Here is a 21,784-nt window from a genome sequence, read left to right on the forward strand (position 1 = left end):
GAAAGGATGATAAATAAATGGTAAGTGGTATTTCGAAATTTTCCGTATTTGGCTTGGGTCCTATCGGCATGGAAATTCTGCGTAGTGCATATCTTACAAATCCTCAATCGATTATTGGTGCTGTAGATATTGATCCCCAAAAGGTTGGAAAGGATATTGGGCTGATCATAAATGAAAATAAAATGAATGTACATGTGGTCTCCAGTATTCATGAAGTAAAAACCAGTGTAGAGCATCCAATTGCCCTTCATGCGACCAGTTCCAATGCAAACCACGTTTGGCCGCAAATCAAGGAACTTTTAGATCATGGGTTCTCAGTGGTTTCTACCTGTGAACAGCTTTCTTTCCCGTGGCAGCGCTATCCTGAGCTGGCAAAGGAGATAGATATATATGCAAAGAGCAAAGGGCTCAGTGTCATCGGGACTGGCATTAATCCAGGTTTCATCATGGATACCATGGCGATCTGTTTTTCAACCGTTGTCACAACGGTAAACAGAGTCCTTGTCAATCGTAAGGTGGATGTTTCGAAACGCCGCCTCCCCTTACAAAGAAAAGTTGGAATCGGTATGACAAAAGGAGAATTTGAGGCACTGGCTGAACAGGATAAGATCGGGCATGTTGGGCTTGAAGAATCTGTTAGATTAATTGCATATGGGCTAGATTGGGAACTTACCAGTATAAATAATACCATTGAGCCAACAATTGCCACCGAAGATATAACCGTTCCACTTACGTCTCTAAAAAAAGGGGCGGTTAGTGGGCTACACCAAGTATCAAGAGCTTTGACCTCTACCGGAAAGGAAATCTGCTTGGACTTGAACATGTCTGTAGGAATTAACCAAGAGGATGAGATTATAATTGAAGGAAACGAAACACAAAGATTAATCATACCAAATGGAGTATTCGGTGATACTGCTACTGCCTCCATGGTTATTAATACAGCTAAACAAATTGATGCGATTCGAAAACCAGGGTTACTTACCATGGCTGACATCGGCCTGCCAAGAAACAGTCAGCAATCTGAATTTGTACCAATACGAGTCTAGACAAACGACATATCCATTTATAAGTAACTGCTATATGAATGTCTCTGCTATTCTTTAAAAATATCCTAACCTAAAGATAGCGTAAGCCCCGAATCGAAGACTTTTCTGTCTGTGCATTCGGGGGTTGTATATGGAAATAAGCCTAACGTTTCATTCTGATCAGCGTAAACCAACTTCATAGCGTTTCCTTCTGCATATTGAAGAAACCCAGCTAATCTCCTGTGAAGGTAGCTGGGTTTTAAAGTCGCATGTGCAAAATAGCACTTAGTAAGTGAAAATTATCACCTAAACTTACTCATCCAGAAAAGATTTATGACAATTTTAATAAATTAAGTTAATGATGTCCTATTTTGAAGTTCCGGATTTCCACTGGATTCTTCCACTTTTTGTGTTTCGTCATCTAGATAATCCAAACGACGATTTTTGGTTTCTGGGAATACCCAAGCCCAAATAGCTAATAGGAAGAATAAACCGGCCCCGCCTAAGATAATTGGTTCATACCCATACACAGGGAATATAGCTACTGTGATTAAGGGGGGTATCGCTGAAAGTCCGCGTCCAATTTGTAAAGCCCATGAAATACCTGTAGCCCGAACATCTGTAGGGAAGATTTCGCTAAATAATGACCCAAATACAGATGCTCCATTTGAACCAAAGTATAAAAAGAAAATAGGAACTAAAATCCATAGTGAGTTAATTAAACTAGACCATGTAAAGTAAAGGGCGATACCACCAAGAGCTGCAACAAGGCCAAGGTAACTTAAAGTTATTTTTCTTCCCCATTTGTCCGCTGTATAACCGGCAATAAATGATCCAACTAGACCTGCGAATGCAGTAAAGAATAGCCACCATCCCGCCGCACCCATTTCAAATCCTTCGTATTTTACTAAATACGTTGGAAGAAAATTTGTAATTCCATAGTAAGCGAAATATTGTAATACTGCAGCAATTAAAGCAATTGTGAATGGTTTCCAGAAGCGTCTTAAACCGTACTTTTTACGCCAATCGACTTTTTCACTAGCTTTTTGTTTATTTTTCACTTCTTCCTCCCAAACTTTTGATTCTTCTACATCTTTTCTGAGCCAAAGAGCAAATAAAACTGGAAGAGCAGAGATAATGAATGTCCAACGCCATCCGATTAAGGGGAGTACAAATCCACCCATAGTTGCTCCCAAGAAAATCCCCAAATAGGCGCCACCATATAGCATACTACTCCAAAATCCACGTTGTTTAGAAGGAACTGATTCGCTTACGAGTGCCTGAGCTGCACCGTATTCACCTCCTAAACCAAACCCAGCGATAGCAGTCCAAACAATTAGCCACTCATAATTGAATGTAAATCCACGCATTAACGTGGCTATACAGAAAATAACTAATGTTGCGATTAAAATCTTCTTACGCCCTACTCGATCTCCTAAATAACCAAAAAAAACACCACCAATCGCTAGGAAAGCAAGTTGAACTGAAAAAACTGACGCTATTTGTCCAGTAGTTAGCTGTAAAGCAGTTGCCATAGGAATTACAAGGAAACTTAACACAAACACTTCATAATAATCAAAAACCCAGCCAATATAAGCACCAAAAAAAATTTTATATTTTCCTTTATCCATTTTTTCATTATGTGGTTGAACGTTACTCGTCATAAACAAGTCCCCCCTGATTGATTATTAGAAAGTGTATACACTCTTTAGCAGTTCGACTAAAGAGCGTAAAGTTTTCTCATGTATTTACTGGTCTTCCAATTCCAAACGCTTCAATAGCTGTTGCTGTAACAGCTTTGGTTTTTTCAAGGCATAAATCAACAATGATTTCAGCAATATCAATAGGGTGTAACCAATTATCTTTATTAACAGTAGGCGCTAAGTCTTCCATCATTTTTGTGGCTACGGGTCCAGGGCATACGGCATTTACACGGATGTTAAAGGGCTTGAACTCTTCTCCTAATGCCTTGGTGAAACCGATAACCGCATGTTTTGCTGTAATGTAGGCACTACGATCCGGTCCGCCTTTTAATCCCCATATAGAGGAAATGTTTATAATAATACCTTCAAGTTGTTTAATCATGTTTGGAACTACTGCACGAGTCGCTAAATACATACCTCTAACATTTAAATCTTGCATGCTATCCCATTCTTCAATGCTAGTTTCTAAGAAAGGTTTGATAACCATAGATCCAGCATTATTAATTAGAATATCAACATGCCCCAGATCAGTCTCAATTTGTTTAAACGTTTGTTCGATGGTATCTCGTGAGGTTAAGTCACAAAAATAGGCCTTAGCATTGCCTCCATTAGAAATTATTTGGGTAACTGTATTGTTAATCTCTTCTTGATCATTTGATAAAACAGCTAGTGTGGCTCCCAATTGCGCTAATAGAATACTTGTTTCTTTACCAATACCTCGACCACCGCCAGTTACAACGGCAACTTTTCCTGTTAAAGTTGACATTCTATCTTCCCCCTTATACTTTTACACCTAAAGTATCTATCACATAAGATGAAGCATGAGTACCTGCACGTTTTCCATAAACTAACCCACGTAATACAGATGTTCCACCAGGATATTTTCCATAGTAAAGACCTGCTGTTTCGCCGGCAGCATACAATCCAGGAATTGACTCATCATCGTTTGAATAGACAGCACCATCAGTATTTGTCGCAAGACCGCCATTAGTAAATACATTTGAGCAAGCAATAGGATACGCAATAAAGGGTCCCGTTGTAATTGGTATAGCCCAATTTGATTTTTCAGGTGTAATACCAATCGCCTTCTTGCCATCTTTCTGAAGAGGATCAAAAATCCCGTCTTGTACAGCCATATTAAATTCTTGAACTGTTTCCTCTAGATTTTCAGCAGAAATATTAAGTAATTCAGCTAATTCACTTAAAGTATTAGCTACAATTGCAGGTTTATCTGTTTCTAGAGCTTGTTCATAATTTGGAATATCATACATAGTTTGATCACTAATCATATAGGCAACATGTCCAGGTAAATCATAGAAAATCTTTCTAGCGACTTCTTCGTAATATTCATCAATAGTTGTTTTCCCTTCGTCAAGGAAGCGCTTACCATTTTGATCTACTAAAATAGCGTAGGGGAAGAGCATTACAGCAGCTTCTTCTCGTTTACTTCGAGGATCTACCGGTTCAGCATGGAAAGAATCAAACTGTCCCGCGCTTTTTGCTCCGATTGAAAGTGCCATTTCAATAGCCTCACCGCTATTGAAATATCCACCTTTACACACAGCAGGAATTTTGTGAGCATCTCTACCGATATATTGAGCCATCATACGTTGATTCCCTTGGAAACCACCAGCAGCTAAAACAACCGACCCCACTTTTAACTCAAGTGAGTTTCCACCTTTAACTCGGATATTCAACCGACTTACTGCACCATCTTCATTTAATGAAATATTCCATGCTGTTGCTTCATAAATGATATCAACCCCTTGGATCCCAGCTTTTCTAGCTAACGTATCGATGATGGCACGGCCGCCTCCAACGGGTAGTAGCCTCGGTTTATTTGAAGTTAAAAACATGGTCGGTAAATAATCAAATTCGACCCCATGTTGATTTAACCATTGAAGTGTTGGTCCTGCTTCTTGAGCAAGTGTTTCCACATAACGAAGATCTGAAAAATTATCGGAAAAAGCAAGCATATCTTCCACAAAATTGTCTGCTACTTCATTCAAGTTTTTCATTCTCATATATGATGCAGTCCAACGCGAATTTCCTCCACGATGGTCAAAATCAGAGCGCTCTAAAATAGCAATTTTAAGTTTCTTATTTAAAACTTCAGCTTGTTCTGCTGCAGCTAAAGCGGCAGAAGTTCCTGCAACTCCACAACCAATTACAACAATGTCATAGTCGAGATTTGATGTCATATTTTATCCCCCTATTCTTTGCTTAAAGTAAGTTCTTCAATAATCGCTAAAGCAGCTTTGCATACTTGCATGTCATGTGAATAATGTCCGCCGCTAACACCGATTCCTCCAATTAATTCCTCGCCTAATTTAATTGGATATCCACCTCCAAAAATCACAAGACGCTCTGTGTGTACAATACCATGCAGTAAAGGTGGATCATCTTTTAATCTATCGTACCATTCATGTGTAGCGCGATTATAGGTAGCGGCAGAAAAGGCTTTGTTTTGGGCAATTTCTAAACTTAATACAGGTGCACCATCCATTGCTGCAAATGCTTTTAAATTACCTGGCTTATCTACAATTGCGATGCTAAAGTTGATACCTAGTTCCATTCCTTTTTGTTTGGCGACTTCTAACATTTTTGTTGCAAGTTCAATGCTAATATTTTTAGATTCAACAGCTAATTGTAATTCAGACATTTTTTATTTCCTCCTTAGGATCGATAGATAAGTATTTTTCTTCCCAAATATTAATTTGATTTAGTTTAAATAGTTTTTGACGATCCTCCCAAGAGCAGATAGCTTCGCCTAGATTTTTTTGAGAACATTCAAAATTCAGAATATTTAAAGCGTTTTTAATTCCTTGTATTGATGCGCGTAAAACGGTATTAGCACAAAGTACAATTTGATATCCTAACTCATGAGCTTCATCTAGCGTAATGAGTGGGGTTTTAGCTCCTTCAACTAGATTTATAAGTTGCGGGATATGTTTCAATGAGCTTGTAATCGTTTTCATTTGTTCGATTGAAGTAGGAGCCTCAATAAATAAAACATCCGCCCCAGCTTCTTTATACGCTTTAGCTCGATCAATAGCATCCTCAATACCATTAACAGCTAGTACATCTGTTCTTGCGACAATTACTAGATTCTCATCTTGTCGTGCATCTGCTGCAGCATGAATCTTATAAATCATTTCTTCCTTAGAAATAACACTTTTATTATTAAAGTGACCACATTTTTTAGGAGATATTTGATCTTCAATTTGTATGCCAGCTACCCCAGCTCGTTCAAACTCTCGAACCGAACGGATTACGTTAATAGCATTACCGAATCCTGTATCAAGATCAGCGATAATTGGTATATTAGTAACATCAGTCATACGCGCTACGATATCTAGCACTTCTTTCATACTAGTAAGACCTACATCAGCCCAACCGAGTTGGGCATTAGAAATACCTGCACCTGTAGCATAAATTGCTTGAAATCCTAACTCTTCAATTAAACAAGCTGACATTGAATCATATGCACCAGGTAACATAAATGAGTTAGGGGCATTTATGAGTTCACGTAAACGTAATTTTTTATCCAATATAGAACCTCCTTTTTAAGCTTTATCTATTTGATTAGATGAACTTTTATTGATTGAATTGCTGCATCTAAACTATTTTCGATATGTTCTCTCATTAATAATTCAGCTTGTTCGCCATCTTTTAGCTCAATAATTTTGTAAAGCGCTAGATGTTCTTTCGCAGCAGCAGAACTACGATATTTATTTGTCTTAGGACCTAGTCCACGGTAGCGCATAATATGATCATTCATATTATTTAAGATTTTTACAACTGTTCGATTTCCGCTAATATCGTACAACAAGTGGTGTACTTTATCCCCATATAAAATTACTTTATCACTGTCAGATTGCTCAGCAGCTTGAACTAATAAATCCGTGAACAATTTCAGTTCAGATAATTCCCTTTCGGAAATCTTTATTGCAGCTTCTTTTGCGACTTGACCCTCTAATAAACTACGAACTGTAAAGATTTCTTTTGCTTCTTGGACTGAAACAGGAGCTACTTTAATACGACCATTTGGGAGGCGTACGATTAATTCTTCGAGCTCAATTCGATGTAAAGCTTCGCGAATAGGTGTACGACTAATCTCAAGTTGTTCCGCTAAGGCTTTTTCATTGATTTGTTGAGAAGGCTCTAACTGTCCAGAAATTATAAGTTTCTTCAATTCCATATAGACAAAATCTTTTGCTGAATACCTTTTACTTTCCAATGAGGAAAGATCCATTGTAACCCCCTCCTCTCTGTATTTAGTATAATTGTATACATTTATACCTTAATTAAATTAAACATATTTTTCCATTAATTGTCAACTTCTTTCTTGAATATTTATTTTTTTAATTAAAACTAAATTATTAACTTAAGTTTTCGCACACCAAATTTGGCAGGTAGGCCCTGATATAGCTAGGTAAACCTACAAGCCATTGAAATAATTTCTGTATTTTTTTATTCGTTCTCTTGAAGAAGCTCAGTTAACTGCTGCAATGCGACAGCCCAATTGAGTATTTCGTTTAAAAGTCATAAAAAACCACCGAGTGTGTTTCGGTGTGACCGTAATTTTCCCACGCCAGTACAGCGTAACGAGCGAGAACAAAGTCGTATGGTGATAAGTAAATCATATGAGCGTCCTTGAAACTCTTTTAGTAAACAAAGATTTGATTATTGTCTTGAAAAACCAATCTAAAGACGGGTGATTTTTTGCTCAGAAGGGGTGCCATCTGTGTTTACAGTGGCAAGCCAGTCACTTTTCTTGTATCGTTTTTGAACGAAAATAACCTAAATAGATACTCCGTTTCCAATAAATCTTGAGTATCTTAAAAAAAATCTACTCTTAAATAATCGATAACCATTTTATGAAACATCTTTCCGATGAAATTAGTGAATCCGATTAAAAGATAGCTTTTTCATCTATAAGATAGCGTTACTGCATTTACTCATCGCTTATTCCCCTAGCTTTTTTTATATGCTTGCTTGTACCAATATCCTGTAAGAGGGTGCCCTCCTCATGCTGCATTTCTATTTGGCTGGCATACTTTTTATTTACTGAAATATCTCATGATTCGCCTTGCAATGAAATCCTTTTGGGGGGCTTCGTTACATCAGGATATTCTTTGATTCGTTCCAATTTCTCCTGCATTCTTTTCTTTTATGCCCGTTCATACTTTTCTTTTTTGTTGTTCTTGATTCTCCTTCTGGGATTATTGAGAACCTGCTTCAAACCTCATCCCTCAACTATCAGTTTCTCTTGGATTTTTTAACAAAAATCACAAAAAAAGAGACAGGCACAAGTCCTGTCTCAAATACTATTTGGTTATGCATGAAAATTCATACCGTCTGTTGTTGCTTTAATGACACCAGTGCGGACGACGAAGTTTCCAAAGTGTTCGCCTTCTTGCCGTTCTTTTGCGTAACGTGAAAGCAGGACACGCAATTCGCTTAATATTTCTTCTTCGCCAATATTTTCGCGGTACATTTTACTGAGTCGGCTGCCATCAAAAGCCGCTCCGAGATACATATTGTATTTACCGGGGGCTTTCCCGATAAAACCAATTTCTGCGAGGGCTGGACGGGCACAACTGTTAGGGCAGCCCGTCATACGGATGGTGATTTCTTTATCCCGTAGACCATTTTCATCAACAATGCTCTCGATTTTTTCAAGTAAATCCGGTAAATAACGCTCAGCTTCCGCCATCGCCAATCCGCATGTAGGAAGAGCTACGCATGCAAGTGAGCTACGACGGAGTGCTGAATAATGCTTGCCATCCGTCAAACCGTATTGTTCCATCAGTTCATTAATTATTTTCTTTTTTTGACTGGAGACATTGGCAATGATCAGATTTTGATTGGCTGTTAACCGGATATCCCCTGTATGGACTTTCGCAATTTCACGCAAGCCGGTCATCAGCTTGTAATCATCAAAATCGGCAATACGGCCACTTTGGACAAACAGGGTATAATGCCACTTACCTTGCACGCCTTTCACCCAGCCATAGCGGTCCCCATTATGATCGAAATGGTATTTCTTCGCTTCAGCCAAGTTCCAGCCAAGACGGTTTTCCAGTTCGGCTTTTACATTTTCCAAGCCAAGTCGATCAACCGTATACTTGAATCGGGCATTTTTTCGGACGGAACGATTTCCATAATCCCGTTGAATCGTAATGACCTTTTCCGCCACATCCAAAATTTGGTCTGGTGTACAAAAGCCGATTACCTTGGCAAGCTGAGGGTATGTCGCAGTGTCGCCGTGGGTCATGCCCATGCCCCCGCCTATCGCTACATTGAATCCGACAAGTTTAGCATCTTCAACGATTGCTATGAAGCCTAAATCTTGTGAATATACATCGATGTCATTCGATGGCGGAACAGCGATTCCAATTTTGAACTTCCGTGGTAAATAAAGCGGTCCGTACATCGGTTCCACTTCTTCTACTTCCGGTGTTCCGACCACTTTCTCTTCATCAAGCCAAATTTCATGATAGGCTCTTGTTCGAGGCAATAGGTAGTCACTCAACCTTTTTGACCATTCATATACTTCCGTATGTATCTCTGATTGATAGGGATTTGAGTTGCACATGACGTTTCGGTTCACATCACCGCATGCTGCAATCGTATCAAGCATGGACGCATGAATATCCTGTATCGTCTTTTTCATATTCCATTTTAAAATGCCATGCATTTGAAACGTTTCACGTGTTGTCAGCTTTAACGTGCCGTTTCCATATTTTTGGGCAAGTTCATCCATGACAAGCCACTGAGCTGGCTGGGCCACACCTCCAGGCATGCGTACACGGAGCATGAATTGATAAGCTGGTTCAAGCTTTTGTTTTTGTCGTTCATTTCGAAGATCCCGATCATCCTGCAAGTAACTGCCGTGATGCTTCATCAAACGATTATCATCATCGGGAATACCGGCACTTATTCGGTCTTGCATCACTTCCATGAGCGTTCCACGCAAGTAATTACTTCTTTCTTTTATCTCCTCGACGTCACTAGGCGGGCCGTCTGGTGCTTTTAGTATTGATTTTAATAAAGGATCCACCATTATTTTATCTCCTTTCCATCCGAAATCAGTATACATCTCGCTGATAGCGTTTTTCTTTTTGCATGTTGCTAAGATAGCTTACCGCTTCCTCATGGCTCATGCTGCCTTCTTTTTGGATAATTCCTATAAGGGTTTCATGGACATCATGTGCCATATTTTTCTCATCACCGCAAATATAAACAGCAGCACCCTCTTGCAACCAATTGAATAGCTCGCCACTATGTTCAAGCATGCGGTTCTGTACATATACTTTTTCGTCGGTGTCACGCGAAAACGCAACATCCATCTTAGATAACACACCTGATTTCAGCCACTTTTGCCATTCGGTCTGATAAAGGAAATCCGTCACGAAATGCTGATCCCCGAAAAACATCCACGATTTACCTTGTATTCCCGCTTCCTCACGTTCTTGCATAAACGAACGGAATGGAGCAACACCTGTACCTGGTCCTACCATAATGATTGGGGTGTCTGGATTACTCGGCAGCTTGAAATTTTGGTTAGATTGAATGTAGATTGGCAAGGTGTCACCTGGTTGTAACCGTTCCGCACATAATATAGAACAAACTCCATTTCGTTCACGTCCATACGTATTGTACCGCACTGTTCCGATTGTTAAATGGACTTCATCTGGATTCGCGGATAAAGAGCTCGCAATCGAATAAAGACGGGCCGGCATTTTCCGAAGAGTGGAGACGAACTCCTGTGCCGATTCCCCCCATTGACCAAAGTCACGGATTAAATCAAGCAAATCTCTTCCTTGACGGTAGGCTTTTAGTTTTTCTTCTTTTCCTTGTGACACTAGCTCCCGTAAGTTTTCATTGCTTGAAAGCTGTACCGCCTGTTCAAGAAGCGATTTAGTCAAAACAGTTATCTCCAAATGGGAGCTGAGTGCTTCTTTAAGCGAAAGAACATCTCCCTGTTTGTTTACGGTCACCTTTTCTTCAGGCTCCCACTCGATCTCCTCAAGTATAAGGTCTACAAGAGCAGGGTCATTTTCTGGATATACACCAAGACTATCACCAGGCTCAAATGTGAGTCCAGAGCCTTCTAGCGACAACTCCAGATGACATGTTTCCTTATTTGAACCTCGGCCATTCAAATTCAAGTTTTCCAGAACTTCGGCTTTGAATGGATTTTTTCTCGAATATACGGATTCACCAGCAACTGATTGCTCAGCAGGAGCAACAATAGCCGCTTCCCCGGCCTCACTTAAGCTCGCAATAACACCTTCTAGCCACTCCGTTGCAGGTTCATCATAATCCAAATCGCAATCAACGCGTGGATAAAGCCTTTTGCCACCAAGCTCTTCCAAACGCTCATCGAAGTCCTTGCCCGTTTGGCAGAAAAACTCATACGAGCTATCACCAAGCGACAACACGGAAAAATGGAGATCATCCAGTTTCGGTGCACGTCTTCCATTCACAAATTCATGAAACGTCAAAGCATTATCCGGCGGGTCACCTTCACCATGTGTACTAACTGCAATAAGAAGGTTTTTGACTTTCTTCAACTGATTCGGCTTGAAATCACTCATGGAGGAAACGGCTACTTGAAAGCCTTTTTCCTCTAACTTCTTAGCCGCGTTCTCCGCAATCCTTTGGGCATTGCCTGTCTGGGACCCGTAGAGAATGGTCACTTCTTTTGATATTGTCTTTCTAACAAGAAGTTCTTGTGATGGTGCCTCTGTTATCGCAGAAAAAGACTGCGTCGCAGACAAATAACCGTTCAGCCAAACTTTTTGCGTTTCTGTCAAAGTTGGCAAAAGACGATTAAGAAGTTCTACTTGTTCTTGGTTAAACGGACTGTTCATTACCTGAAGTTGCAACGATTTCCACCTCGCAAAAGAATAATAACTATCATTTTATGTATAACGAATATTCAAATAATTATTGTTATAGTCGCATAACCTTTTATTCTAGTATACAAGCATAACAATAATGAAACGACATTTTTTCAATTCTATATATTTCTAGTTAAACTTTACCAGATGTAAAATCATTAGTAAAATATATATATGTTATTTAAACTATTAGGAATACTAATGATTAGGTGGGATATATTTGTATTACGATGCATTAAAAACGTTTGTAACCCTTGTCGAAGTCAAAAATTTCACAAAAACTGCCGATAGACTTCTAATGTCACAGCCCAATGTTAGTTTACATATAAAAAAACTGGAACAAGAGTTTCAGACAAAATTGCTTCTGCGATCGCCAAAATATATAAAAATCACCCCAACCGGAGAAATTTTATACGAGCGGGCAAAGCAGATGATCACGATTTACGAACAAACGAGACGAGACATCGAGGAGCGTCACAACACGATAAAAGGAGAATTAAAGATTGGTGCTAGTTTTACAATTGGCGAGTATATACTCCCCTCTTTACTCATCGATCTGCAAAATGACTATCCCGAACTCGAGCTTCAAGTCATGATAGGAAATACGGAAGAAATCGTTCAATCCGTCCAGTTATACAAAGTGGATATAGGCTTGATTGAAGGCCAGACCAATGAAAAGGAGCTTTCCGTGCACTCCTTCATGCAAGATGAATTATTTATCGTTTCCTCCAACAAACATGAACTAGCTAATAAAAAAGATCTAACGATATCCGACCTGCAAAATCAGGCATGGGTCACTCGAGAAGTAGGATCGGGTACCCGTGAATACCTTAACCACCTTATCCGTTCAAACGGGCTGAAAGTCAAGTCGCTCCTGACCATCAGTAGTAACCAAGGAATTAAAGAAACACTTATAAAAAATGGAATGGGCCTCTCTCTCCTGTCCCGTAGTGTCATAGAAAGAGATGTACAGCATCATACCCTTTCTATCTTACAGGTGAAAAATGAGACGTTTCCACGTACGCTTTCCTATGTTTACTCTCCTATTATGAAAGATAAGAAAAACGTTCAAACTTTTATAAGTTCGTTAAAACAAAAATGGCCAACACAATAAGAATCAAACGAAATATAAAGGGAGGAAACGTCATATAAGTATTAACTTCCAAATGCAACCTGTTCTTACTGGCATTGAAAAGTAATGTGAGTAATATATATCATGTAGTACTGTTTAATTTCAATTAAACGGGATGGATTAAGGAGGTAAATCATTGACGAAGCCGATTGATTTTACAGTGTATGCGGATAGAATACCTGAACCGATTCGAGCTGACGGTGCTGGTGCAACAGATCTCGGACCACGTGATATTTTACGAGCATTGGAAAATCCGGATATGCTTGTGCCCCCAGTGACGGATGAGGGAACTGTTCCGAATTTACGGTTTTCCTTCTCCGACACGAATATGGTTTTAAAGCATGGTGGATGGTCAAGACAGATTACAATACGTGAATTGCCGGTCGCCACGACACTTGCAGGAGTTAATATGCGTTTAACGCCAGGTGGCGTAAGGGAACTGCATTGGCATAAAGAAGTCGAATGGAGTTTTATGCTTGCAGGCAGAGCGAGGATAACCGCTGTAGACCAGAATGGGAAAAACTTCATTGCAGACGTTGGTGTTGGCGACCTATGGTATTTCCCACCTGGCATCCCCCACTCGATTCAAGGTTTGGAGGAAGGGTGTGAGTTTTTATTGGTGTTTGATAACGGGGCTTTCTCGGATTTAGACACCTTCGCAATCTCAGATTGGTTCGCCCATACCCCTAAAGAAGTTCTATCTGCTAATTTTGGTGTACCGGAAAGTGCATTTAAAGATATCCCGAAGCAGGAAAAGTACATTTATCAAGGGGAAGTTCCCGGTCCAATCGATCAAGTAGCGATTCCAGATCCTTTCGGTACCCGGAATTTTACGCATAGCCTCCTTGGTCAAGAACCTGTTACATCTCCAGGGGGATCAGTCCGTGTTGCGGATTCCACCAATTTCCCCGTGTCGGAAAATATATCTGTAGCTCTTGTCGAAGTCTTGCCGGGTGCCATGAGGGAATTACACTGGCATCCGAATAATGATGAATGGCAATACTTCCTGACTGGCCAAGGACGGATGACCGGTTATGCAGCTGATGGAACAGCTCGTACGTTTGATGTAAGAGCAGGAGATGTTGGGTACATGCCGTTCTGCTTTGGACATTATATCCAAAATACAGGCAGCGAGACGCTTACGTACCTAGAAGTATTCAAAAGCCCCAAATATGCCGATATTTCATTAACACAGTGGATGGCATTGGTTCCTAAAGAAATTGTGGAAAGTAATTTAAATGTGGGATCTGAAGTGTTGGACGCATTAAGGAAAAAGAAATGGGAAGTGGTCAAATTCCCTGGATATACGTACAATGATTTCGAATAATGATAAGAAACCTTTCATCTAACAAATACGATTACTTCTTCGAACTGGGTCCCTTTAATAAAGGAACCCTGTTTCCTCTTGTTAGAACGCTCTGTTTCTCTCGAACGCCTGGTGATCTACTTTCTCACTTTACTTGTAGGTGGATCTGTTGCTTCGTTAAATGAAGTACTCCAGGAGTCTATTCTCGATAGCCAAACCATTTTTCTTAAGTTTCACAGGAAATAGAGCCCAAGCAGCTTCGCTACGGCTCTATTTTTTCACTTTTACATTTTTTCTTGATTTTCCTGTCCTGAACATCATTCACCGGCTTGATCACTCTATCAGGCAGGGTTTGAGCCAATCTCTTCAGAACAAACGAACAAGCTTCTGCTGCTATCCATGCATACAGAATACTGAAAACCGCTATGAGAAATAAGGATGGAAAATGAAAAGACGTACCAAAGCCTGGGCCTAACACAGGAAAGCGGAAAATGAAAAGAATCGCTATGATTCCCATAAATAAGGTAACTCCCGACAAGAAAACAACCATAAGCCTTGTTTTCGACTTATAGAAGGAAACACCAAGTACCCATCCTAGAATACCCGTTGTGAAGGAAAAAATAAGTAGTTCGCTAGGCTGGATAAACAATACCAGAAGGATTGTCACAGAATAAGAAAGAAATCCGTATCTGACCGATACAATCGTTGCTAAACATATAGGTACTGTCGTCATCGCACTTACGACAAAACCAATGCCGGGCATATATCCCCCTGCTGATTGAAATATGGCTGCAAACGAACTTAATATCGCGGTGAGTATTAGTTTAGTGGTAGGTAACCATTCCGTAAGGTCACGTTTGATTTCAAAAAAAGGATGCTGCCAATACTGTACGGCTATACTTTTTACCCTCTTCAGAAATCCCACCTCCATCAAATAGTAACCTAACCTTATATTATTCACTGTTTTATCTAAAAATCACTGGTTATCTATCCAACTTAACGATAGATAACTGATTTATGAAGGCATAGTACATTATGACAACCTCTTTTTCTAGCTGGCTACGAAAAGATGGTCAACTCCTAGTTCGCTCCTTCATTATTTGGTATTAATAAAACAGTTCTAATCATATCTTTATAAAAGAAAAACGAAGAAGGAGTGTAAATTTATTGAAAAGAGTGAAGGTTGGTTTACGGCCCATTGTAAGTAAGATAAATTTACCGACTGTTTTGAAAACAGCGATACTCCCGGGTGACTCAAAAGAAACAATATTCATCGCAACCCAAGTAGGGGAAATTTTTTATATAAGAGACGGAGTTATACGGACGTTTATTGATATTCGCCTGCGTATCGTAAAACTAGGTGCTTCTAGAGGTGGATATGATGAACGCGGTTTGCTAGGACTAGCTTTTCATCCCCAATTTTATGATAACGGTCTGTTTTACCTTCATTATTCAGTAGCTGGAGCACAGGGCCCTGGTGCTCTTCCTGATCCTTTTTCACCTAACCCGTGCGATTTAAGGACGTTAAACCTAAAGTGGGACGATAGAGAAACTCAATATGACCATATTGATACTTTGGAAGAATGGGTTTTACCTTCGAATGGTGAACCTCAACAACGACGGACATTACTAAACATAAGAAGACCATTTTCTAATCATAATGGTGTAAATAGCTTAAACTTTTCACCTGAAACAGGAAAACTCGTTTTAACCACAGGGGATGGTGGGTCAGGGTTTGATCCATTCAATTTAAGCCAGAACGACATGGAAATCGCCGGTAAAATAATTGAAATTGATGTAGGTAAGAATACATTCATCCGAAATCCCCCCATCGTCACACGGTTCAATGAACTTCCCCTACCTATTCAGGAAACACTTACGATGATTGTTAAAGGCGTACGTAATATACCTGGCATTTCATTTCAAAGATTTAATAATCAGTACATCAAATATGTGGGAAATGTCGGACAGGATGTGGTAGAGTCCATTTTTTCATTCGGTCCGTATAAACCAATACCGGTTACCCATCTTGCTCGAGCTTTCCTCATGAAATCTGAAGCGGGTCAAGAAGGATTGATTAACTTTGGCTGGCGAGCGTGGGAAGGTATCCTCCCTACTCCAATTGTAAAGGGTTGCTCTGCGAATCCAACTTTGGAAGAGAAAACAATGGCTTATTATGATGAGGCACTAAAAGTTTCAGGAAATCGTCTTGAACCTGTGACTAGTTATTTTCATAAAGATCCCCGACCCGATAAATTTGGAGGAACTGCACTGACAGGAGTGCAACCCTATATGGGGGATAAAATCCCCGCCTTAGCAGGAAATGTTGTGTTTACTGATCTTGCCCAGAAGGAAGAAAGTCAATCTCCGGCTAGAGGGGTTTTAGCTTACACTAGTATAAGGGAAGATTGTAAACTAAATGATTATAACGTGATTCAAACCGATTATAATTTTGGTTCCCAATCAGCTTATTATGTGAGCTTGGGAACAAATCTTGATCAAACTACACTATATTTAGGGGTTTATGGTTCGATGAAAGTGAATGATTTTAACCAAGGTACTATTTTTGAAATTATTCCGTGACGAACTTATCAAAGCAAAAACACCCTGAAGCCATTGAGGGCTTGTGAAATCAGTTTATTATTTTCTTATTGTGGAGGGTTTTTATTGAAAACACTTTTCAGATATAACTGGATGGTAAGAGAAGACTGGTATCGTTGGTGTGAAGAGTTAAGTGAAGATGAGCTTTTGCAAAACCGAACAGGTGGAATGGGAAGTATATTACATACACTTTTCCATATTATTGATGTCGAGTGGAGCTGGATACGTCTCTTACAGGGGAAAACTGATTTTCAGGAGAGTTTCCATAATTATAAAAGCTTGAATAAGGTTCGAAAATTGGACGCAGAATTTCATTTAGAAGTGGAAAAATTTGTGAATAACTGGGATGTAAGTATGGAAAATAAATCATTTTACGATACCCTGCCAGATGGAAAAATTGTAACGGATACTTGGGGCGAAGTTATGAGACATAGCATTGTTCACGAAATTCATCATATAGGACAACTATCAATTTGGGCAAGAGAATTGGGAAGAAAGCCTGTTTCCGCAAACCTTATCGGACGGGGTCTTTCCTCTTATTCTAAAAAATAATTCAAATAGATATTAGTTTATTCAGTTTCTGTTTCTGTTTATTAACGGATACGATGCTCTAGTTTTTTTGGAGCTAAAGGTGTTTGTGAATGTACTTATTCAAACAGGGACATTAGTTGAATAATCGAGTAGGAGGAGGCGCCTAGCCTCCGACCTCTCACACCACCGTCCGTACCGTTCGGTATACGGCGGTTCAGGTTATGTCCGACTTAGTTTTGTATATCATTCATATAAACCTTCTAACCCCTTATTATCAAGGGGTTTTATTGGGTTTGTGACATCATGCCGCCCATGCTTCCATTTAATCCACCCAATGCATTCGAATAAGTCATGAACGACCGACTACAAACGTAATGTGGCCTGGTTTCGGTTATCTTTCAACACTCTTGCAATTATCGATATACTTGCTTCCCCATTCCGTGAGCTCATTAATCGTTGGGAAGAGCTTTTCCCTCAATTCGGTTAGGGAGTATTCCACTTTTGGCGGAACTTGATGATAGACCTCACGGTGAATAAGTTGAAAGTTTTCCAGCTGCCTCAGTTGTTTAGTCAGTGACGAGTGCGTTAGGCCGTCAAATTTCCTTAAGAGTTCGTTGAATCGTATGGGTCCGTTCTTTAGATGAAAGATAATTACGAGGGACCATTTACCCGACAATACTTTCTGAGCTGTAGTGAACGGGCAAGTTAAGTCAGCACTTGTTAATTCAATCATGGAACTCCACCTCTTCCTTTACTCTAAGTTCATATTACCTCTATTCGTCATGCTAAAAAACAAGCCTGCATTTAACTGTTGTCCGCCTTTCTTAATATCCCCTTTGATCGTAACGACACACAAATATCGTACTATTCAGAATGATTATAATCTTTTAATATTGATTATGCATTCAATTTATCTTTAAAGGAGTAGATGATATGTCGACGAATAAAGGAAAATTCAATGGTAAAGTGGCATTGGTTACAGGGGCAAGTCGTGGGATAGGGGCTGAAATAACCAAAAAATTAGCTGTTGGCGGAGCGGCATTTATAGGTGTTCATTACGCCAATAATAAGGATGCTGCTTTAAAAGTTGTGGATGATGTCAAGTCCTTGGGTTCAAAAGATGTGGCTCTGCAAGGAGATTTAACCACTGGTATTTCCGGTATAAAAAAGCTTTGGACCGCATTTGAAGATGCTACTCGCTCGGAGTTGGGGACTGTACACTTAGATATCTTAATCAATAACGCAGGTATCTCACCGGCCATTCCATTTGAAGAAACATCGATTGAAACGTTTGAAGATATCATGAATGTTAACCTTAAAGCTCCGTACTTCATTACTCAAGCAGCTAGCCCATTTATTCGGAACGGTGGACGAATCATTAACATTTCTTCTGGCTTTACTCGTGTGGCTGGTCCCATGCATACCATTTATTCCGCTTCCAAGGGAGCCATAGACACACTTACTTTGGCCTTAGCTCCCCATTTTGCATCCAAAGGCATTACTGTGAATACAGTGGCCCCGGGAATTACGGCTACTGATATGAACGAGGATATGCTCGCCACCCCAGAAGGACGGGCCGGAGCGGAGGCATTTTCTGCATTCTCTAGAGTGGGCACCACTGAAGATGTTGCCGATATCGTTGCATTTGTAGCATCTGAGGAAGCACGATGGATCACGGGGCAAGTTATTGATGCCTCTGGTGGAAGCAGGCTTTAAAAGCAAAAACGGATATAAACTAGAGGATATGGATTTTATGCGAGTTAATAATAGACGGGAAAGCAAAAGAAAATATAGATCGATTTGCTATTGGTCCCTTTAATCAGAATAAGAGAAACCTGCATTGTTTGGGGTTTCTCTATACTTCGTTCTTGTGATATTTATTTTTAAATCAAAGTATGAATCCTTCTAAAAATAATATTCTGCCATGTTTATGACATCGGAAGACTCATATATTACAGAAAGCTGCCTCGTAGTTACCTAAGCAGATAATTTTCAGTCGTTTAAATACAAATGAAGCTCTATATACATTCCCTATAACTCAATATTTTGACATGAATCAGCTAGAGTTAATTGGAGCGATATTCATTCAAACACAAGCAATCAGAAAGAAAGTGTCTGGGAACACACCGCCTGTTTAATGTTTATTAGGTTCTCATTGATGCAGGAATCCATTCTATGAATATACATCACTCGTGAACGTCCATTCAATCAGCCACAATTAAAACATCGAGGTGTCTTGCTTCTCTTAAAAGTTGTGCGACAATCGAACCTTGAATGATTTCTTGCCACCTTTCTTTTGCTGAATGTCCAATGATGACTTGTGTAGCTTTTTTGTCTTGTAATTGTTTAGTGACTTCACTTACCACCATTCGCCTGTTGGTTGTTGAATACATTTCGAAAGTGCCACCTAATCGTTTCGTAAGGTTCTTTATTTTATCCAATATAATTTGCTTGTCATTAGGTAATGTTCGTTGATCCTTCACATACACTACATACCACTTTGCTTTAAGTCGATAGGCTATCCGGAAACCCCGTCTAATCAAACGCTCAGAGTCTGGTTTAAGGTTAACGCAAACAAAGATTACTTCTGCTTTTCTCCAAGGGCCCCTTACCCCTTCTTTTCGCTTGAATGATTCTAACCTATCGTCTACATCATCTGCTAATTCACGGAGTGCAAGTTCTCTCAAGGCTATAAGATTTCGAGTCTTAAAAAAATTATTCAAGGACTGCTCCACTTTATCCATGGTATAAATATTCCCTTCTTGCATTCGCTGCCTAAGCGCCTTTGGGGAGACATCAATTAATTCAAGCTCATCGGCCAATTGTAGAATCCTGTCAGGAACCGTTTCACGTACGCGAACCCCTGTAATTTGCTCTACACTATCATTCAAGCTTTCTACATGTTGAATATTCATAGTAGAAATAACGGATATCCCAGACTCCAATATGTTCATAACGTCTTGATAACGTTTTTGGTTTTTACTTCCTGGCACATTTGTATGAGCCAATTCATCTACCAGCACAACTTCAGGATTACGGATGATGATTCTGTCAAGATCCATTTCCTCTAACACGACGTTCTTATACGGAACCTGTTTCCGGGGTAATGTTTCTAACGTGTCAACTTGGGATGCCGTTTCTTTACGACCATGTGTCTCCAATAATCCAATCACAATATCAATTTCACTTTTCTTTAATTGATTGGCCTCCCTCAGCATGGTATATGTTTTCCCTACGCCAGGAGCAGAACCAATATACACCTTTAATGTTCCTCTTTTCACTCCCTGTATTTTTTCTTTTATTTCTTCAGGCGAGAGTCTACGGTATGGATTCTTTTTCTTTTTTTTTGACTGAACGGCAGGCAATACCCTTTCCCCTTCTCCTTTTGTCCTATCCGCTACAACACATACATCAATGTTTTTCGTTTGGCCCAATATCTTATTGACTATAGAACCATGGATGATTTCTTCCCATCTCGTCCTTTTGGATTGACCCAGGATAATCCGGGTTATATAGTGCTTCATGGCATATCCAACGATTTCTTTTGCAATATCACCCCCGTTTATGGCTCTTTCTTCAAACTTCCCATTTAGCTTTACGATAAGTTTTTGTATAGAACTTTTAAATAACGACTCCTCTTTAGATAGCTCTTTCTGACTTGGAATAAAGCTAACCACCACTAAATCTCCGCCTAATCGTTTGGCTATTTGATCGCCTCTTCGAATTAAAATGGAGCCATTCCAATGGTATTGTACACATACCAAGATTCGTTCAGAAGCACCTGATGGTCCCATTAACCCTTCCTGTTCTCTATGTTCAGTAAGATCTTCTTCTACTTCTCCAGCCAAAAAACGGAGTGACAGCTCCCTAAGAACCGCTAAGTTATCTCGATTATATAGTTTCATATCGGCTTCTGTTTTCTTGTTGTTTTCCATGATTTTTCCTTCTTGCAGACGTTTAAGTATTGCTTCGGGTGTCACATCCAAGAGGCGTACTTCGTCAGCCAGCGTCAACGTATTCTCGGGTAGGATCTCACTTACATGAAGCGGGAGATTCAGTAGGTGTTCAGCAACTTTCTTTACTCCTTTCAATTCATAAATATTTATTGTTGTGATAACGCTGATATCACCTTTTATTAATTCCATAACATCTTCTAATCTAGTCGGATTTTTAGCAGACGGCCGGTTTTTGTGAGCTAACTGGTCAACTAAAACCACTTCAGGATTTCTTTTTTGAATTTCATCTACATGTAAATCTTTCCTAATAAGTCCATTACTCTTCCATTCAATTGTGGGCACTGCCTCTAGGCAACCTACTTGCTCCATTGTCATTTGGTTGCACCCATCACTAATAATCCCGATAACTACGTCAATACCACGCCCTTTCAACTCATTTCCTTCCATAAGCAAATGATAGGTTTTTCCGGACCCACTAACAGATCCGAGTATAATCTTCAGTCTGCCTTTTTTGATGTCGGAAATAGATTGTAGAATTTCATCTGGTGTTTTCCTTCGAAAGTGTTCATTCATATAACTACCCCCAGATTCCTTTCTAGATTAATAGGAGAAAATAGA

The 21,784-nt window shown here is 39.7% G+C and carries 17 protein-coding genes; 6 read left to right on the forward strand and 11 right to left on the reverse strand.

Annotated features, from left to right (window positions below):
- The first annotated feature begins 17 nt into the window (after nucleotides 1–17).
- Nucleotides 18–1,046: an NAD(P)H-dependent amine dehydrogenase family protein gene (locus ACIQXR_RS13495; RefSeq protein ID WP_403080167.1), complete on the forward strand. Its 1,029-nt coding sequence runs from the start codon at nucleotides 18–20 to the stop codon at nucleotides 1,044–1,046.
- Between the two features lie 329 nt (nucleotides 1,047–1,375).
- Here the strand turns inward: ACIQXR_RS13495 and ACIQXR_RS13500 are convergent, their stop codons facing one another.
- The 8 genes from ACIQXR_RS13500 to ACIQXR_RS13535 all read right to left on the reverse strand — a co-directional run bounded on the left by ACIQXR_RS13500 (nucleotide 1,376) and on the right by ACIQXR_RS13535 (nucleotide 11,625).
- Nucleotides 1,376–2,689, reverse strand: coding sequence for an MFS transporter (locus ACIQXR_RS13500; RefSeq protein ID WP_402872540.1), 1,314 nt, complete (start codon nucleotides 2,687–2,689; stop codon nucleotides 1,376–1,378).
- Nucleotides 2,690–2,765: 76 nt separating this feature from the next.
- Nucleotides 2,766–3,494, reverse strand: a complete 729-nt coding sequence (locus ACIQXR_RS13505) for an SDR family NAD(P)-dependent oxidoreductase (protein WP_402872537.1) — start codon at nucleotides 3,492–3,494, stop codon at nucleotides 2,766–2,768.
- A gap of 13 nt (nucleotides 3,495–3,507) precedes the next feature.
- Nucleotides 3,508–4,929: an FAD-dependent oxidoreductase gene (locus ACIQXR_RS13510; protein WP_402872534.1), complete on the reverse strand. Its 1,422-nt coding sequence runs from the start codon at nucleotides 4,927–4,929 to the stop codon at nucleotides 3,508–3,510.
- Nucleotides 4,930–4,940: 11 nt separating this feature from the next.
- On the reverse strand, nucleotides 4,941–5,390 hold the full coding sequence (locus ACIQXR_RS13515; RefSeq protein WP_402872532.1) for a GlcG/HbpS family heme-binding protein: 450 nt from the start codon (nucleotides 5,388–5,390) through the stop codon (nucleotides 4,941–4,943).
- Nucleotides 5,383–6,279 (reverse strand): isocitrate lyase/PEP mutase family protein, encoded by an 897-nt coding sequence (locus ACIQXR_RS13520; protein ID WP_403080169.1) that lies wholly within the window; start codon nucleotides 6,277–6,279, stop codon nucleotides 5,383–5,385. Before ACIQXR_RS13520 ends, ACIQXR_RS13515 begins: the two co-directional genes overlap by 8 nt.
- A gap of 26 nt (nucleotides 6,280–6,305) precedes the next feature.
- Entirely contained in the window at nucleotides 6,306–6,983 is a 678-nt protein-coding gene (locus ACIQXR_RS13525; RefSeq protein WP_402872526.1) for a GntR family transcriptional regulator, read from the reverse strand.
- A gap of 1,083 nt (nucleotides 6,984–8,066) precedes the next feature.
- Complete coding sequence (gene cysI, locus ACIQXR_RS13530) at nucleotides 8,067–9,797, reverse strand: assimilatory sulfite reductase (NADPH) hemoprotein subunit (protein ID WP_403080173.1); 1,731 nt, start codon at nucleotides 9,795–9,797, stop codon at nucleotides 8,067–8,069.
- A gap of 25 nt (nucleotides 9,798–9,822) precedes the next feature.
- Nucleotides 9,823–11,625: an assimilatory sulfite reductase (NADPH) flavoprotein subunit gene (locus tag ACIQXR_RS13535; RefSeq protein ID WP_403080175.1), complete on the reverse strand. Its 1,803-nt coding sequence runs from the start codon at nucleotides 11,623–11,625 to the stop codon at nucleotides 9,823–9,825.
- Nucleotides 11,626–11,860: 235 nt separating this feature from the next.
- Between ACIQXR_RS13535 and ACIQXR_RS13540 the strand changes: the two genes are divergently transcribed.
- Together ACIQXR_RS13540 and ACIQXR_RS13545 are read left to right on the forward strand one after the other, a co-directional pair.
- Complete coding sequence (locus ACIQXR_RS13540) at nucleotides 11,861–12,754, forward strand: LysR family transcriptional regulator (RefSeq protein WP_402872517.1); 894 nt, start codon at nucleotides 11,861–11,863, stop codon at nucleotides 12,752–12,754.
- 154 nt (nucleotides 12,755–12,908) lie between these two features.
- On the forward strand, nucleotides 12,909–14,099 hold the full coding sequence (locus ACIQXR_RS13545; RefSeq protein WP_402872514.1) for an oxalate decarboxylase family bicupin: 1,191 nt from the start codon (nucleotides 12,909–12,911) through the stop codon (nucleotides 14,097–14,099).
- A gap of 241 nt (nucleotides 14,100–14,340) precedes the next feature.
- Here the strand turns inward: ACIQXR_RS13545 and ACIQXR_RS13550 are convergent, their stop codons facing one another.
- Nucleotides 14,341–15,009 (reverse strand): YybS family protein, encoded by a 669-nt coding sequence (locus tag ACIQXR_RS13550; RefSeq protein WP_402872511.1) that lies wholly within the window; start codon nucleotides 15,007–15,009, stop codon nucleotides 14,341–14,343.
- A gap of 236 nt (nucleotides 15,010–15,245) precedes the next feature.
- Between ACIQXR_RS13550 and ACIQXR_RS13555 the strand changes: the two genes are divergently transcribed.
- Nucleotides 15,246–16,661: a PQQ-dependent sugar dehydrogenase gene (locus ACIQXR_RS13555; protein WP_403080177.1), complete on the forward strand. Its 1,416-nt coding sequence runs from the start codon at nucleotides 15,246–15,248 to the stop codon at nucleotides 16,659–16,661.
- A gap of 84 nt (nucleotides 16,662–16,745) precedes the next feature.
- Entirely contained in the window at nucleotides 16,746–17,231 is a 486-nt protein-coding gene (locus tag ACIQXR_RS13560; RefSeq protein ID WP_403080178.1) for a DinB family protein, read from the forward strand.
- A 370-nt stretch (nucleotides 17,232–17,601) separates the two neighbouring features.
- On the opposite strand, the gene ACIQXR_RS13565 is transcribed toward ACIQXR_RS13560, so the two are convergent.
- On the reverse strand, nucleotides 17,602–17,943 hold the full coding sequence (locus tag ACIQXR_RS13565; RefSeq protein ID WP_403080180.1) for a winged helix-turn-helix transcriptional regulator: 342 nt from the start codon (nucleotides 17,941–17,943) through the stop codon (nucleotides 17,602–17,604).
- 200 nt (nucleotides 17,944–18,143) lie between these two features.
- On the opposite strand from ACIQXR_RS13565, the gene ACIQXR_RS13570 reads away from it, so the two are divergent.
- Complete coding sequence (locus tag ACIQXR_RS13570; protein ID WP_403080182.1) at nucleotides 18,144–18,926, forward strand: SDR family oxidoreductase; 783 nt, start codon at nucleotides 18,144–18,146, stop codon at nucleotides 18,924–18,926.
- A 488-nt stretch (nucleotides 18,927–19,414) separates the two neighbouring features.
- Here the strand turns inward: ACIQXR_RS13570 and ACIQXR_RS13575 are convergent, their stop codons facing one another.
- A complete protein-coding gene (locus ACIQXR_RS13575; protein ID WP_402872499.1) occupies nucleotides 19,415–21,739 on the reverse strand; it encodes a histidine kinase in 2,325 nt (774 codons plus the stop codon).
- Between the last annotated feature and the right edge of the window lie 45 nt (nucleotides 21,740–21,784).

This window comes from Peribacillus sp. NPDC097224 (assembly GCF_044761985.1).
In the GTDB taxonomy this organism is placed as follows: domain Bacteria; phylum Bacillota; class Bacilli; order Bacillales; family DSM-1321; genus Peribacillus.

Coding starts and splice junctions, on each gene's coding strand:
- ACIQXR_RS13495 (WP_403080167.1), top strand. CDS start 18: ATGGTAAGTGGTATTTCGAAATTTTCCGTATTTGGCTTGGGTCCTATC.
- ACIQXR_RS13500 (WP_402872540.1), bottom strand. CDS start 2,689: ATGACGAGTAACGTTCAACCACATAATGAAAAAATGGATAAAGGAAAA.
- ACIQXR_RS13505 (WP_402872537.1), bottom strand. CDS start 3,494: ATGTCAACTTTAACAGGAAAAGTTGCCGTTGTAACTGGCGGTGGTCGA.
- ACIQXR_RS13510 (WP_402872534.1), bottom strand. CDS start 4,929: ATGACATCAAATCTCGACTATGACATTGTTGTAATTGGTTGTGGAGTT.
- ACIQXR_RS13515 (WP_402872532.1), bottom strand. CDS start 5,390: ATGTCTGAATTACAATTAGCTGTTGAATCTAAAAATATTAGCATTGAA.
- ACIQXR_RS13525 (WP_402872526.1), bottom strand. CDS start 6,983: ATGGATCTTTCCTCATTGGAAAGTAAAAGGTATTCAGCAAAAGATTTT.
- cysI (WP_403080173.1), bottom strand. CDS start 9,797: ATGGTGGATCCTTTATTAAAATCAATACTAAAAGCACCAGACGGCCCG.
- ACIQXR_RS13550 (WP_402872511.1), bottom strand. CDS start 15,009: ATGGAGGTGGGATTTCTGAAGAGGGTAAAAAGTATAGCCGTACAGTAT.
- ACIQXR_RS13565 (WP_403080180.1), bottom strand. CDS start 17,943: ATGATTGAATTAACAAGTGCTGACTTAACTTGCCCGTTCACTACAGCT.
- ACIQXR_RS13570 (WP_403080182.1), top strand. CDS start 18,144: ATGTCGACGAATAAAGGAAAATTCAATGGTAAAGTGGCATTGGTTACA.
- ACIQXR_RS13575 (WP_402872499.1), bottom strand. CDS start 21,739: ATGAATGAACACTTTCGAAGGAAAACACCAGATGAAATTCTACAATCT.